Source organism: Massilia sp. CF038 (genome assembly GCF_900129765.1).
In the GTDB taxonomy this organism is placed as follows: Bacteria; Pseudomonadota; Gammaproteobacteria; order Burkholderiales; family Burkholderiaceae_D; genus Telluria_A.
The window spans coordinates 45,127-58,972 of record NZ_FQWU01000005.1 but is presented as its reverse complement, the minus strand read 5'-3'; the positions used below and the strand labels follow the sequence as shown (position 1 = coordinate 58,972).

The following is a 13,846-nucleotide window of genomic DNA, read 5'->3' as shown; positions in this document are numbered from 1 at the left end:
AGATATTGCCCGAGCTCAAGTGCGAGCTCCCTGACCACCCGTCATGCTTAGCGCGTCGACAGGCGCTCGGCGATGATTTTCGGCGTAATGAAAATCAGCAATTCCGTCTTCTGGGTCTGCTTCTTGCTGGTCTTGAACAGGTAGCCCAGCAGTGGAATGTCACCCAGCAGAGGCACTTTGTCGACGTCGTTGCGTTCCGATTGCTGGTAGATACCACCCAGCACCACGGTACCGCCGTTTTCGATCATGACCTTGGTCTGCACGTGCTGGTTGTTGATCGCAAAGCCGGCACGGGTTTCTTCGCCGCGCGAATCTTTGTTCACGTTCACGTCCAGCATGACCATGCCGTCAGGCGTGATCTGCGGCGTCACTTCCAGACGCAGGTTGGCTTTCTTGAAGGTGATCGAGGTGGCGCCGCTGCTGGTGGCGACCTGGTAAGGCAGTTCCACACCTTGTTCGATCACGGCCAGGTTCTTGTCTTCGGTCACAACGCGTGGGCTCGAAATGATCTTGCCCTTGCCGTCTGCTTCCAGTGCCGACAGTTCCAGGTTCAGGAAGCGGTTGGAGGCGGCCGAGAACAGGCTCGCGGCCAGGGTCGCAGCCTGCACGCCACCGATTTCAGCGGCTGGCAGGTTGACCATCTGGGCATTCGTGTAACCGTCGATGTCGGCACCTTTGGCCTGGGTGGTGGTCTGACCCACACCCACGTAGTTGCCGCCCAGACCGATGCGGTTGTTGCCGATGGTATCCCAGCCCGGCTGCTGGCCACGCAGGCTGCGCAGGTCAACAAAGCCCAGCTTGGCACCCAGGTTACGGCTGAAGCCATCATTGGCTTCGACCAGACGCGCTTCAATCAGGACCTGGCGCGAAGCCACGTCGGTTTTCGATACCAGTTTGCGGATATCTTCCAGCTTGGAAATGATATCGGTCACGAACAGCTGGTTGGTACGGGCATCGATCACGGCACTGCCACGCTTGGACAGCATGCTCTTGCCGCCACCTTCGCCGCCAATACCGAATACGGTCTTGAAGGCATCGGCTTTCTGATAGTTCAGCTGGAAGATTTCCGAGCGCAGCGGTTCGAGGTCGGCGATTTGTGCCTTCTGCTCGAGCTCCAGCTTTTCCTTGGTCAGCAATTCATCTTTCGGTGCGATCCAGACCACGTTGCCGTCCTTGCGCATGTCCAGGTTCTTCGCCTGCATGACCACGTTCAGGGCGTGATCCCAAGGCACTTCCTTCAGGTTCATGGTCAGGTTGCCGCTGACCGATTCGCTGGTAATGATGTTCAGGCCCGAGACGTCAGCAATGGCTTGCAGTGCCGCGCGCACTTCCACGTTCTGGAAGTTGAAGGTGATCTTTTCGCCGCGGTAGCCTTGCGAGCCCTGCACCAGCTTGTTTGGATCTTCCTTGATCGGCTTGACGTCGATGACCAGCTGGGTGTCGCTCTGGTAGACGCTTTGCTCCCACAGACCGCGCGCTTCCACGGTCATGCGTACATTGTCGCCTTGCTGAACGGTGGTGATCTGCGACACCGGGGTGCCGAAGTCGGTCGCGTCCAGACGGCGGCGCAGCGTTTCCGGCAGGCCCATCTTCATGAAGTCGACCACGATCGAGTTGCCCACCTGGCGCACATCGACAGCGACCTGGTTGTGTGGCAGATCGACCACGACGCGGCCTTCGCCGCCTGGGCCCTTGCGGAAGTCCATGTTCTTGAGGAACTGGCGTCCGCTCGGTGCCGCCGGTGCCGTCGAGGCCACGGGCAGACCAGCCTTGTCAACCGCTTGCGCCACGCCACCGGAACCGTCGACCGTGACCACAATCGATTTACCATCGATGGCCATGGCGTAGTTGAGGGCCTTTTTCAGATTGAACACGAGACGGGTACGTTCGCCCGCCTGGATCAGGTTGATGGCGCGCAGGTCACCGAGATTGATGTCTTGCGAGGTTTTGCCCGTGCCGTTGCCGGTTGCGCCAAAGTCGAGCGCAATGCGCGACGGATTGGAAATCGAGAAGCCGATTGGCAACTTGGTCGGGGTGTTTTTCATCGCGATGTTGACCACCACGTTGTTACCCTGCTGATTTGCCGTGATCGATTCGATCGCGTTTTCCTGGGCCAGGGCGGCGTTGCTGCCCAAAGCCAGAGCCAGCAGTGCGCCCGTGCGTACCACCAGGCCCGTCAGGGTGGTGAAGTGTTTTCTCAGTGCGATCATTTCGTGGTCTCCTTACCTTCCTGCAACTCTAGCTTCGACAACCGCTCGACCCAGTCGCCGCCGGCATCCTGAACAGTTTCCTTGAGGCTGATAGCGGATTCCGCTATGCCCGTGACCTGGCCAAAGTTCTGACCCAGTCGTGCACCTACTCTTACTTGATAGACGTTGCGATCGATCTGAATCAGACCGTAGCTCACGCCTGCCTTGTTGATCGTGCCGATCATCTTCATGCTGTCGATCGGGAACGATTCAAGGAATTCCTTGCGCCGGTCCAGATCGGGACGGAACTGGCTGTTCGAGGAGGCGGCTGCGCGCGCCAGCTCGGCCAGCAGTTTGTTCTGGTCGAACGGTGGGACCTCGTCGCGCACGCCATAGGCGAACGGAATGAAGGTCTTCGGTTCCGAGATGGGGGTCACGTTGACCTTGGTGGTCTTCTTGACTTCGTCCATCCACGAATTGACTTCGGCCACATCGCTGTCGCTGCAGCCTGCCAGCAGGGTCGCGCAAAGCAAGGCCGGCATCAGAATTTTTTTGGTGCTCATTTCTTGCCTTTCGCTTTGGCCGCGGCTTCCGCCGCCGACTGGCGCTGGGCGGCCACTTCTTCCTGATCCAGGTAGCGGAAGGTCTTGGCCACGGCGTCGAGCTGCAGATCGCCATCCTTGGTCGCCGACAAGCTCATGTTGTTGAGCGTGACGATGCGCGGCAAATTGGCCATGTCGCTGGCGAACGCGCCCACGTCGTGGTAATTGCCGTTGACGCGGATTTCGATCGGCAGTTCAGCGTAGTAATCCTTGACGACCACACTGCCCGGTTTGAACAGGGTGAAGGTCAGGCCGCGCCCGACGCCAGCCTGGTTAATGTCCGACAGCAAGGCCGCCATTTCGGCTTTGCTTGGCAATTGCTTCTGGAGCCGTTCGACGTACTGGTCGACCTGCACTTTTTGCATCTTGAGTGCTTCGAGGTTGATCGCTTGCGCCATCTTGCTCTTGTACTGGTCGCGCAAAGTCAGTTCGGTCGCGGCCAGCGCGTCATGCTCTTCAAACTGTCCTTGCCAGTAGGCAAAGTAACCACCCACGACGACCGCAGCCACGACCCCAAGTCCGCACAAGATGCGCGGCGCCAGCGGCCATTGGCCAGGCGGCAGCCCGGACAGGTTCTGAAATTGCGAACTCAGCGACTTGCCGAGATCTTTCAGGTCTATATTCATTCTCGTATCCGTTCTCGGCTAGTTGGCCGCTGGTGCGGTCTTGGCCGCTGGGGCAGTCTTGGCCGCTGGGGCAGGCGGGGTCACCGCTGCGCCAGCAGGCGCTGGCTTGGCGGTGGCAGGCGCGCCCGCTGCCGGCGTGGCAGCAGGGGTGGCACCAGCGGCCGGCGTGGCAGCCGGTGTCGCGCCAGCGTCCACGGCGGCAGTCTCAGGACCGGCCTGGGCCGCTTCCTTGTCACGCGGGCGCTTGATGGCCACCGTCAGCGTAAACTCATTGACCTTCTTGCCGGACTTGCTGTTGGCCAGTGTCACGAGCTTGACTTCGCTAAGCTGCGGGCCGTCCAGCCAGGGCGAGCCGGCCGACAGATTGCGCAGCAGTTCGGCCACCCGTTCTTGCGACTGTGCAAAGCCGTTGATGGACACCCGCTGACCTTCTTGTTTGAAGGAATTCAGGTACACACCTGGCGGCGTTTGCTTGACCAGCTCTTCCAGCAGATACACGGGCTGGTTACGGTCGGCCTGCAAGTCTTCCACTGCCTGCTGGCGGGCCTTGAGCGCTTCGATTTCCTGTTTCAGGGTCGCAATTTCGGCGATCTGGACATCGAGCTCGGCATTGGCACGGGTGATGACGGCATTGCGTTCATTCTGGATCGAGATGCGGCTCTGGTTATAGCCGCCCACCACGATCACCACCACGACGCCCGCCACAGCCGACAGCGCCATGAGGGCGATGAAGGCCGTTTTCTTGAGCTTGCGCCTGGCTTCCCGGTGGGGGAGTAGATTAATTTTGATCATCAGCCAAACCTCCGCAGGGCCAGCCCGCAGGCAACTAAATAGGCAGGCGCCTCGGCGCGCAGCTGCTGCTCACGCACCGACGGGCCCAAAGACATGCCCTTGAACGGCGACACCACGGCGCTCGAGATCTTGGTACGGCTGGCAACAATGTCCAGCAGTCCAGGAATCATGGCGCAACCGCCGGCCAGGAACAGCTGGTCAATGCGGGTGTACGGCGTGGACGTATAGAAGAACTGGATGGCGCGCGTGACTTCGAGCGCGGCGTTTTCCAGGAACGGCATCAACAGTTCCTGCTGATAGCCGTCCGGCAAATCGCCCGATTTTTTCTTGGCATCGGCATCATCGAAGGACAAGCCGTAGGCGCGCACAATATCCTGGGTCAGCTGGTTGCCGCCGAAGGGCTGCTCGCGCTCGTAGATGGTTTCGCCATCGAGCATGACCGAAATGTGGGTGACCTGGGCGCCGATCTGGAACAAGGCCACGATCTGGCCGGCACCGGCTTTGGGCAGCTGGGCCGTGATGCGGTCGAGGGCAGCGCGCGCGGCATACGATTCGACATCCATCACCACGGCGGTCAGGCCGGCAGCTTCAGCGATGGCGACCCGGTCTTCGACCTTTTCGCGGCGCGAGGCGGCCAGCATGACTTCAATGTCGTCGGCCGAATTGGCGGACGGTCCCAGCACGTCGAAATCGAGGCTGACCTCGTCGAGCGCAAATGGAATATATTGGCTGGCTTCGGATTCGACTTGAACCTCGAGCGCATCTTCCGACATCCCTGCTGGAAGAATGATTTTTTTCGTAATCACCGATGCCGGCGGCATGCCCAGCGCTACCTGCTTGGTGCGGGTACCGCTTTTCTTCCAGACGCGGCGCACCGCCTCGGAGACGAGCTCGATATTTTCGATGTTGCCATCGACTACAGCGCCGCGCGCCAGCGGCTCGGACGCATAGCGTTCCAAGCGCAGCTCATTTTTACCGATCACCACCAATTCCACCAAGCGGACGCCGGACGTACTTATGTCCAGTCCCAACAAGGGTGGGTTAGCCTGACCGAACAGCGAACCTAGATTGACCATCGAGCGAACTCCCTCACCTACCAACATCACTGCTTACGCTGCAACAGTTGCATTGCAGTACGATTGATGAAATTGCGGCCAATTGGGCTTTATATTTGTTATAAAACCGCCATTTAGACCGCACTCATAAGACACTACATTAAATCGTAGCAACTATCCTCAAGGGATGTAAAGGTATTTCTGCATTGGAATTTTGCCGAGACTGGCAGGAAAACGACACTCTATGAATATGCCGACATCATAGTTGTCCACAGGAAAAAACAATACCTCCGGTCCGGCGACCGGGCCGGTGCGCCGCAGCGCATCCCCTTGCATTATAATCAAGCGCAACTTCTCCCTGAAAGATTTAATCCGCATGGCCTCCTCCGCAACGGACCGTAAACCCTCTTCTCCCTCTGGCGCAGGCAGCAAGCGCAGTGTCAAAAAACTGTTGTTTATGGTGCTGGGCGGCATCGTCGGGCTGGGCCTGGTCGGCCTCTTGCTTGTGGTTTTTGCACTTGCCATGGCCTACCCGAACTTGCCGGCACTCGACACCCTGACCGATTACCGGCCAAAAATGCCTTTGCGTATCTTTTCTGCCGACAATGTCCTGATTGGCGAGTTTGGCGAGGAGCGGCGCAACCTGGTGCGCCTCAAAGACATTCCGGATGTGATGAAAAAAGCCATCCTGGCGATCGAGGATGACCGCTTCTACGAACATGGCGGGGTCGACTACAAGGGTGCCCTGCGCGCGTTCTTGCACAATGCCTCGAGCAGCGGGGCGCGCCAGGGCGCGTCCACCATCACCCAGCAGGTGGCGCGCAACTTCTTCCTGTCATCCGAGCAATCGTACAAGCGCAAGGCCTACGAAATTCTGCTGTCCTGGAAAATCGAGAAAAACCTGACCAAGGACCAGATCCTCGAGGTCTATATGAACCAGATTTATCTGGGCCAGCGTGCGTTCGGCTTCGCCTCTGCCGCGCAAATCTATTTTGGCAAGAATATCAAGGACATCAGTATTGGCGAAGCGGCCATGCTGGCTGGCTTGCCCAAGGCACCGTCAGCCTATAACCCGGTGGTCAATCCGAAGCGGGCCCGTACGCGCCAGCAATACATTTTGGTGCGCATGCACCAGCTTGGTTATCTGACCGATGCCCAGTTCGAAAAGGCCAAGAACGAAGAGCTCAAGATCAAGACCGACAGCAGCGCGTTCGGCGTGCATGCCGAGTATGTGGCGGAAATGGCGCGCCAGCTGGTGTATGAGCAGTTCAAGGAAGACACCTACACGCGCGGCCTGAATGTGTTTACCACGATCACCAAGGCCGACCAGGATGCGGCCTATCTGGCACTGCGGCGCGGCGTGATGGAGTACGAGCGGCGCCATCCCTACCGCGGACCGGAAGCGTATATCGAGATTCCCGCTGCCAAGGAAGAGGCGGACGAAGCGATTGAAACCGAACTGGCCGACCATCCCGACAGCGACGACATCGTCGCCGCCATGGTGCTGGAAGCCTCGCCCACTGAAATCCACGCGGTGCTCGCTTCGGGCGAAGATATCCGCATCAAGGGCACGGGACTGGCCTTTGCCCAGAACTGGCTGTCGGCCAAGGCCGCGCCCAATCGCCGCGTCAAGCGCGGCGCCGTGATCCGGGTGACCCAGGAAGGGCGCGACTGGAGCGTGACGCAAATGCCGGAAGTCGAATCGGCCTTCGTGGCCACCGATCCGACTGACGGCGCCATCCACGCGCTGGTGGGCGGCTTCGACTATAACCGCAACAAGTTCAACCACGTGACCCAGGCCTGGCGCCAGCCGGGCTCCTCGTTCAAGCCCTTCATCTATTCCGCCTCGCTCGAGCGTGGTTTGTCGCCGGCCACCATCATCAACGATGCCCCGATCAGCTTTGATGCGGGCCAGACCGGCGGCCAGGCCTGGGAACCGAAGAACTACGACAACAAGTATGAAGGACCGATGACCATGCGGCGCGGACTGACCAAGTCCAAGAACATGATTTCGATCCGCATCTTGAACAAGATTGGCGCCAAGTACGGCCAGGAATACACCACCCGCTTCGGCTTCGAGCCGGAAAAGAATCCGCCCTACCTGACGCTGGCACTGGGTGCCGGCGCGACCACCCCCTTGCAGATGGCAGGCGCCTATTCGGTGTTTGCCAACGGCGGCTACCGCGTCAGTCCCTACCTCATTTCCAAGGTCACCGACAGCGACGGCAAGGTGCTGTCACAGGCCACGCCCGACAAGGCCGGCAATGAAGCAAACCGCGTGATCGACGCCCGCAATGCCTTCCTGGTCGACAGCATGCTCAAGGACGTGGTGCGCTACGGCACCGCCACCAAGGCCTTGTCGCTGAAACGCACCGATCTGGCCGGCAAGACCGGGACCACCAACGATTCGATCGATGCCTGGTTCGCTGGCTACCAGCCGCATCTGGTGGGCATTGCCTGGATCGGCTACGACCAGCCGAAGAACCTGGGTAACAAGGAAACCGGGGGCGGCCTGGCACTGCCGATCTGGATTGGCTACATGCAGAAGGCCTTGAAAGACGTGCCCATCGAAGAGCGTGCCGTACCCGACGGCATGATCAAGGTGGGGGATGACTATTACTATGCCGAAAACCCGCCAGGCACGGGTGTACAGAGTCTGGATGTCGGCGAACAAACCGTGCCGGCGGAAGAAAAGAGCAAGGACGCGGTCAAGAACGAGCTGTTCTAAGACGGGTCCCTGCGCTTCAAAGCGTGACGGCGGCGCCGCCCTGGGCGCTGGCCAGGGCCGACAGGGCCGCGAACAGTTCCGAGCCGTCCCGGGTATTGCGCCAGGCACCGTCCTGGTGCCGGTAATGGAAGCCGCCCGACTTGGCGGCTACCCACAATTCCTTCATGGGCGCCTGGCTGTTGACAATGATCTTGCTGCCGTTGTCGATGAATTCGATCTCCAGCACATTGCCACTGCGCTTGCATTCCACATCGATGACGTCCTCGTCGTTCAGCCTGTCCATGGCTGCTTCGATGGTGTTCAAGGTCGATTCTGCCAGGTCCAAAAATTCTTTTTCGCTCATGCTACACTCCAAGGTCTACCCATCAAACCTTGATTCTAATCGTGAAGTCTTCTTTCTCGCGTAATACCGGCATTGCCGCCGTGGTCTTATCCGGACTGCTGCTGGCCGGCTGCGGTCAAACCGGACCGCTGTACATGCCTGCCCCACCGGCCAAAGCCACACCCAAGGCGAGCGCGCCGGTGCCACTTCCATCGCCCACGCCCACCCCCACCAACGAATAATTCATGTCGCAATTCTTTCACCTTGATGGCGTCCTGCACGCCGAAGCCACGCCCCTGCACCACATTGCCGAGCAGTTCGGCACGCCCACCTACGTCTATTCGAAGGCCGCCCTGCTGGCCAATTTCGACGCGTTTGCCAGCGCCTGCGCCGGTCGCGATGCCCTGGTCTGCTACGCCATGAAGGCCAATTCCAACCTGGCCATCCTGAACCTGCTGGCCCGGCAAGGCGCCGGCTTTGACATCGTTTCCGGCGGCGAACTGCTGCGCGTGGTCGCGGCCGGCGGTGATCCGGGCAAGGTGATTTTCTCCGGCGTCGGCAAGAGCGAGGCGGAGATGCGCCTGGCCCTGGAACACGACATCTTGTGCTTCAACGTTGAATCGATCCCGGAACTGCACCGCCTCAATGCCGTCGCCGGCGCCATGGGCCTGACGGCGCGAGTGTCGCTGCGCGTCAATCCGAACGTGGATGCCAAGACCCATCCCTACATTGCGACCGGCCTGAAGGCCAACAAGTTCGGCGTCGCGTTCGACGACGCGCTCGCCACCTACCGCGCTGCCGCTGCCCTGCCCCATCTTGAGCCGGTGGGGATCGACTGCCATATCGGCTCCCAGCTGCTCGACGACGCGCCGCTGCTGGAGGCGCTCGACAAGCTCATCGAACTGATCGATGCACTGGCGCAGGAGGGCATTGTGCTGCACCACCTGGACATGGGCGGCGGCATTGGCATCAATTACGGCGAAGCCGGTGAAGACGAACCGGTGCCAGTGGGCGACTACCTGGGCCGCGTGTTTGCCCGCATCGACGCCTGGCGCGCTGCCAGTTATGGTGGCGCCCCGATCAAGGTGATTTTCGAACCGGGCCGCGCCATCGTGGGTGATACCGGGGTCTTGCTCACGCGCGTGGAATACCTCAAGCCCGGCGCCGAAAAGAATTTCTGCATCGTTGACGCGGCCATGAATGACTTGATGCGCCCTGCCCTTTACCAAGCCTGGATGGATGTGCGGCCGGTCGCACTGCGCGATACGGCGCCGGCACTGTATGACGTAGTGGGCCCGGTGTGCGAGTCCGGCGACTGGCTGGCACGCGAACGCGCGCTGGCTGTCGAGCAGGGCGACTTGCTTGCCATTATGCAGGCAGGTGCGTATGGCTTGACCATGTCCTCGAACTACAACACGCGCGGACGTGCCGCTGAAGTCATCGTCGACGGTGACCACGTGCACCTGGTGCGCGAGCGGGAAAACCCTGCTGATCTGTTCGCGCTGGAATCGTTGCTGAAGTAACTAACTGGCGTGATGTGCCGATGGCGCTGCGCCATCGGCCAGCGCCTGCAAACTGGGGGCGCTGGCGGCCTTGACGATCCAGCGCTCCAGATCATCGTTGGGAATGTCAGCCACGATTTGTGCGGTGGCAGGTGGCAGCGCCCCGAAGCGCGCCTCGATCACTTTGACAAGTGCATGGCGCTGTCCTTCTGCCTTTCCCTCTGCCTTGCCCAGTTCCTTGCCCTCTGCCTTGCCCAGTTCCTTGCCCTCTGCCTTGCCCAGTTCCATCCCCTCCAACTTGCCCAATTCCAGGCCGATCTGCCTGCCTTCGTCCTTCCAGCAATCAAGCCAGGTTGCATATTTGCGCGCCGCCATATGACCTCCATGTCCAAGGATGACTTGCTCGACTGGTACGCCTGGCATTTCACGCGCGACGACGTCTTCCAGCCAAAGCAGTACGCTGCGCCGCAATGGTTCTTGTGCGACATCGGCAAACCATGCCGACAGCGATGCCAGTACGTCCGGTAAGACCGTCGTCGCCTCTGAAAGTTCAAGCTTGAACAAGAGCGCCAGCAAGCTGCCGTGCGCCTCGAGCGCGTTCGGATCGAGACGCTGCTGGTCGACCAGCAAATAGCGCTGGGCCGCCTGCAGGCCATGCAAACCATCCGGCGCCGGAACAATCATCTGGCTCAGCTCAAGCGCAGCGCTCCAGGGCGTGGCGCCGTTGTAGAACACCAGGGGCAGCACGGCAGGCAGCTTGTGGCCCGGTGCAAGCTCGTGCCGCTTGACGAGATCCTGGTACAGCAAGCCCACATACACTTGCATGCGCAGCGCCATCCAGCGGTCGATATTGGACTGAAACTCAAGCAGAATATAGATGTACACCCAGTCCGCGCCGCAACGCACACGCCAGACCAGATCATCCTGACGCTCGGCCTTGTGCTCGCCAACATAACTGGGATTGACGCGCTCAAATGCGCTCACCTCGAGCGCGGCCAGCCAGGTGCAGGGGGTAAATTGGGTCAGCAATTCGCGCACGAGTTCCGGGTGCGCGAATAATTGCTTGTAACCAAGATCGTAGCGGCCACTCATGCACCATTCTGGGCCCGGAGCAAGCCCGCAATCTGGCCTGCCTCAAGCGTGCGCGCGCACCGCTTTCTGACGCAGCCAAACCAGGCGCAAGCCAAGCAGGACCGCCACGATCACGCCAAAAATGATGGGCTGCGTGAAGTTATGCTTGCCTGCCTTCATCCACCAAAAATGCAGAATGCCAAGTGGCGCAATGAGGTAGATAAGGCGATGCAGCCATTGCCAGCGCTTGCCGCCGAGGCGCTTGATCATGCCGTTGGTGCTGGTGACCGCCAGCGGAATGAGCAGCACGAAGGCAATGAAACCGACCGTGATGAAAGGCCGTTTGAGGACATCCTTCCACATCGCCGCCAGATCGAAAAAGTGATCGAACCAGAGGAAGGCGAGGAAGTGCAGGAAGGCATAAAAGAACGCGAACAAGCCCGCCATGCGGCGCAGCTTGACGACCCAGTTCCAGCCCGACAGGCGGCGCAGGGGCGTCACGGCCAGCGTGATGCACAGCAGATACAGCACCCAGTCGCCGGTGCCGCGCGTGATCGCTTCCAGCGGATCGACAAACTGGCCGCTGACGGTCAGCCAAACCAACCGTGCCAGCGGCAACAGGGCCAGCACGAACAGCGCCGCCTTGATCAGGACCAGCTGTTTGGGACTTGGATTGAAGGCCATGCTCAGAAGTTCTTTTTCAAGTCCATGCCGGTGTACAGCGATGCCACTTCGGGATAGCCGTTGAACATGAGCGTCTTGCGCTTTTTCTGGAAGAAGCCATCTTCGCCAATGCGCCGTTCGCTCGCCTGCGACCAGCGCGGGTGGTCGACCTCAGGATTGACGTTGGAATAGAAGCCGTATTCGCTTGGGGCCGACACGTTCCAGGCAGTGCGTGGCTGCTCCTTGAGGAAGCGGATCTTGACGATGGACTTGGCGGACTTGAAGCCGTATTTCCAGGGCACCACCACGCGCACCGGTGCGCCGTTCTGATTGGGCAGGGTCTGGCCATACATGCCCAGGCCCAGCAAGGTGAGCGGATGCATGGCTTCGTCGATGCGCAAGCCTTCCACATATGGCCAGTTGAGCACACGGTTGCCGATGCCCGGCATTTGCTTGCTGTCGGCCAGGGTGGTGAATTCAACGAACTTGGCGTTGCCGGTCGGCTCGACCTTCTTGATCAGGGCTGACAGTGAATAACCGACCCAGGGAATCACCATCGACCAGCCTTCCACGCAGCGCAGGCGATAGATGCGCTCTTCCAGCGGTGCCAGCTTGAGCAGGCTGTCGATGTCGAGCGTCATTGGCTTTTTGACTTCGCCTTCGATCGACACCGTCCATGGCCGGGTGCGCAAGGTGTGCGCGGTCTGGGCTGGCTCATCCTTGTCGAGGCCGAATTCGTAGTAATTGTTGTAGCTGCTGGCATCCTTGAACGGGGTCTGCTTTTCCAGCGGCGCGTAGGCAGGATTGGGCTTGGCGGCCAGCTTCTGGGCAGGCACGTCAGCAAAGGCTTCGCGATTGGCCATTTCCCACAGCGCGCCACCAGCCACGGCACCGGCAGCCATGCGGGCAATGAAGCGGCGCCGCTCTTCGTACACCGCTTGCGGCGTGATCTCGGATGCGGGCAGGACGAGGGACTGGGGACTGCGTTTGATCAGCATGGCGTGCTCCGGCGATTCAGATGGTGACAGGTTTTGGTCGTGCAACTTCCATAAACCTTACACCATCTGGCCGAAATTCACCGGCAGCGGGCCATTTCCCCGCGCGCGTACTTACAATTTGCCGTAGGAATGCAAGCCCGACAGGAACATATTGACGCCCAGGAAGGCAAACGTCGTTATCAGCAAGCCGATCAGGGCCCACCAGGCGGTGGCAGGGCCGCGCAAGCCGGTCAGCAGGCGCACGTGCAGCCAGGCAGCATAGTTGAACCAGACAATCAGGGCCCAGGTTTCCTTCGGATCCCAGGACCAGTAGCCGCCCCAGGCTTCCGCTGCCCACAGCGCGCCCAGGATAGTGGCAACGGTAAAGAAGGCGAAGCCGACCGAGATCGACTTGTACATCAGGTCGTCGAGCACTTCCAGCGCTGGCAAGCGGTCGGCCAGGATGCCATGGGTCTTGAGCAGATAGGCCGTGGCCACGCCCGCAGCCAGGGCAAAGGTGCCGTAACCGATGAAATTGGCCGGCACGTGGATCTTCATCCACCAGCTTTGCAGGGCCGGCACCAGCGGCTGAATGTCGGCGGCGTTGCGGGTGACGGTGTACCACATCAGGAAGATGACAGCCGCCGTGATGACCGGCAGCACAAACGCGCCCAGCTGACGGGTGCCGTAATGCTGCTCGTAATACAGATAGAACATGGCGGTGATCATCGAGAACAGAATGAACACTTCATACAGGTTCGACACGGGAATATGGCCAACGTCCGCGCCAATCAGGTAAGACTCGTACCAGCGCACCATCATGCCGGTCCAGCCCAGCAGCACTGCAGCCCAGCACAGCTTGGAACCCACTGCACCGCCGAATTCGCTGCGCCCGGCCAGGCCGACCCAGTAAAACACGGTGGAAAACGCGAACAGCGTGCTCATCCACAAGATGGCCGACTGGCTCGACAGCATGTACTTGAGGAAGAATTTCTTGTTGGCCAAGTCCAGATTGCCGGCGTACAAACTGATTGCAAGCAAGCTCAACACCGCCACCGCAGGCAGCAGCGCGCGCACCGGCTTCCAGTGCCAGCCCAGGGCCGCAAAGACAGGCGCGGTCAGCAGCAAAATGGCCTTTTCATAGCCATCCATGAAGTGGCCATAGCGTGACAGGGCAAACAAGGCGGCAGCGAGCAGCCCGGCTGCATACAGCCAGTCCGCCATGCCCAGCCGTTTGAAGTAGCCTGGCGCTTGCTGATAAGTCGCGCCCGATGGTTGCGTTTGTGATAATTCCATGTCGTTCTCCAGAAACCCGCCCT

General features: G+C 60.2%; 13 protein-coding genes. 3 read left to right on the top strand and 10 right to left on the bottom strand.

What is annotated here, in order from left to right:
- Nucleotides 1-47 precede the first annotated feature (47 nt).
- Genes pilQ through BUC24_RS23355 form a run of 5 tightly spaced genes read right to left on the bottom strand, consistent with a single transcriptional unit; the run spans nucleotide 48 to nucleotide 5,285 of the window.
- Nucleotides 48-2,210, bottom strand: a complete 2,163-nt coding sequence (gene pilQ, locus BUC24_RS23375) for a type IV pilus secretin PilQ (protein ID WP_073222655.1) — start codon at nucleotides 2,208-2,210, stop codon at nucleotides 48-50.
- Nucleotides 2,207-2,752 (bottom strand): pilus assembly protein PilP, encoded by a 546-nt coding sequence (locus tag BUC24_RS23370; protein WP_073222653.1) that lies wholly within the window; start codon nucleotides 2,750-2,752, stop codon nucleotides 2,207-2,209. The genes pilQ and BUC24_RS23370 overlap by 4 nt, the downstream gene beginning before the upstream one ends.
- Nucleotides 2,749-3,417, bottom strand: coding sequence for a type IV pilus inner membrane component PilO (locus BUC24_RS23365; RefSeq protein WP_073222651.1), 669 nt, complete (start codon nucleotides 3,415-3,417; stop codon nucleotides 2,749-2,751). The genes BUC24_RS23370 and BUC24_RS23365 overlap by 4 nt, the downstream gene beginning before the upstream one ends.
- Nucleotides 3,418-3,435: 18 nt before the next feature.
- Complete coding sequence (locus tag BUC24_RS23360) at nucleotides 3,436-4,209, bottom strand: PilN domain-containing protein (protein WP_083599117.1); 774 nt, start codon at nucleotides 4,207-4,209, stop codon at nucleotides 3,436-3,438.
- Complete coding sequence (locus BUC24_RS23355) at nucleotides 4,209-5,285, bottom strand: pilus assembly protein PilM (protein ID WP_073222649.1); 1,077 nt, start codon at nucleotides 5,283-5,285, stop codon at nucleotides 4,209-4,211. Before BUC24_RS23355 ends, BUC24_RS23360 begins: the two co-directional genes overlap by 1 nt.
- Nucleotides 5,286-5,640: 355 nt before the next feature.
- On the opposite strand from BUC24_RS23355, the gene BUC24_RS23345 reads away from it, so the two are divergent.
- On the top strand, nucleotides 5,641-7,992 hold the full coding sequence (locus BUC24_RS23345; protein ID WP_073222646.1) for a penicillin-binding protein 1A: 2,352 nt from the start codon (nucleotides 5,641-5,643) through the stop codon (nucleotides 7,990-7,992).
- Between the two features lie 16 nt (nucleotides 7,993-8,008).
- On the opposite strand, the gene cyaY is transcribed toward BUC24_RS23345, so the two are convergent.
- Entirely contained in the window at nucleotides 8,009-8,335 is a 327-nt protein-coding gene (gene cyaY / locus BUC24_RS23340) for an iron donor protein CyaY (RefSeq protein ID WP_073222643.1), read from the bottom strand.
- Nucleotides 8,336-8,376: 41 nt separating this feature from the next.
- On the opposite strand from cyaY, the gene BUC24_RS26755 reads away from it, so the two are divergent.
- Both BUC24_RS26755 and lysA read left to right on the top strand, forming a co-directional pair.
- Nucleotides 8,377-8,556, top strand: coding sequence for an LPS translocon maturation chaperone LptM (locus tag BUC24_RS26755; RefSeq protein WP_073222641.1), 180 nt, complete (start codon nucleotides 8,377-8,379; stop codon nucleotides 8,554-8,556).
- Nucleotides 8,557-8,559: 3 nt separating this feature from the next.
- A complete protein-coding gene (gene lysA / locus BUC24_RS23330; protein WP_073222639.1) occupies nucleotides 8,560-9,837 on the top strand; it encodes a diaminopimelate decarboxylase in 1,278 nt (425 codons plus the stop codon).
- Here the strand turns inward: lysA and BUC24_RS23325 are convergent, their stop codons facing one another.
- The 4 genes from BUC24_RS23325 to ccsB all read right to left on the bottom strand — a co-directional run bounded on the left by BUC24_RS23325 (nucleotide 9,838) and on the right by ccsB (nucleotide 13,823).
- On the bottom strand, nucleotides 9,838-10,908 hold the full coding sequence (locus BUC24_RS23325; protein ID WP_073222637.1) for an Rpn family recombination-promoting nuclease/putative transposase: 1,071 nt from the start codon (nucleotides 10,906-10,908) through the stop codon (nucleotides 9,838-9,840).
- Nucleotides 10,909-10,950: 42 nt separating this feature from the next.
- Nucleotides 10,951-11,571: a protein-methionine-sulfoxide reductase heme-binding subunit MsrQ gene (locus BUC24_RS23320; protein WP_073222635.1), complete on the bottom strand. Its 621-nt coding sequence runs from the start codon at nucleotides 11,569-11,571 to the stop codon at nucleotides 10,951-10,953.
- A gap of 2 nt (nucleotides 11,572-11,573) precedes the next feature.
- Nucleotides 11,574-12,548 (bottom strand): protein-methionine-sulfoxide reductase catalytic subunit MsrP, encoded by a 975-nt coding sequence (msrP, locus tag BUC24_RS23315; RefSeq protein WP_073222633.1) that lies wholly within the window; start codon nucleotides 12,546-12,548, stop codon nucleotides 11,574-11,576.
- A 111-nt stretch (nucleotides 12,549-12,659) separates the two neighbouring features.
- Entirely contained in the window at nucleotides 12,660-13,823 is a 1,164-nt protein-coding gene (gene ccsB, locus BUC24_RS23310) for a c-type cytochrome biogenesis protein CcsB (RefSeq protein WP_073222631.1), read from the bottom strand.
- Nucleotides 13,824-13,846 lie beyond the last annotated feature (23 nt).

Bases quoted from the DNA above. Each gene is read 5' to 3' on its own strand.
- pilQ (WP_073222655.1), bottom strand. From the start codon at position 2,210: ATGATCGCACTGAGAAAACACTTCACCACCCTGACGGGCCTGGTGGTA.
- BUC24_RS23370 (WP_073222653.1), bottom strand. From the start codon at position 2,752: ATGAGCACCAAAAAAATTCTGATGCCGGCCTTGCTTTGCGCGACCCTG.
- BUC24_RS23365 (WP_073222651.1), bottom strand. From the start codon at position 3,417: ATGAATATAGACCTGAAAGATCTCGGCAAGTCGCTGAGTTCGCAATTT.
- BUC24_RS23360 (WP_083599117.1), bottom strand. From the start codon at position 4,209: ATGATCAAAATTAATCTACTCCCCCACCGGGAAGCCAGGCGCAAGCTC.
- BUC24_RS23355 (WP_073222649.1), bottom strand. From the start codon at position 5,285: ATGGTCAATCTAGGTTCGCTGTTCGGTCAGGCTAACCCACCCTTGTTG.
- BUC24_RS23345 (WP_073222646.1), top strand. From the start codon at position 5,641: ATGGCCTCCTCCGCAACGGACCGTAAACCCTCTTCTCCCTCTGGCGCA.
- cyaY (WP_073222643.1), bottom strand. From the start codon at position 8,335: ATGAGCGAAAAAGAATTTTTGGACCTGGCAGAATCGACCTTGAACACC.
- lysA (WP_073222639.1), top strand. From the start codon at position 8,560: ATGTCGCAATTCTTTCACCTTGATGGCGTCCTGCACGCCGAAGCCACG.
- BUC24_RS23325 (WP_073222637.1), bottom strand. From the start codon at position 10,908: ATGAGTGGCCGCTACGATCTTGGTTACAAGCAATTATTCGCGCACCCG.
- BUC24_RS23320 (WP_073222635.1), bottom strand. From the start codon at position 11,571: ATGGCCTTCAATCCAAGTCCCAAACAGCTGGTCCTGATCAAGGCGGCG.
- msrP (WP_073222633.1), bottom strand. From the start codon at position 12,548: ATGCTGATCAAACGCAGTCCCCAGTCCCTCGTCCTGCCCGCATCCGAG.
- ccsB (WP_073222631.1), bottom strand. From the start codon at position 13,823: ATGGAATTATCACAAACGCAACCATCGGGCGCGACTTATCAGCAAGCG.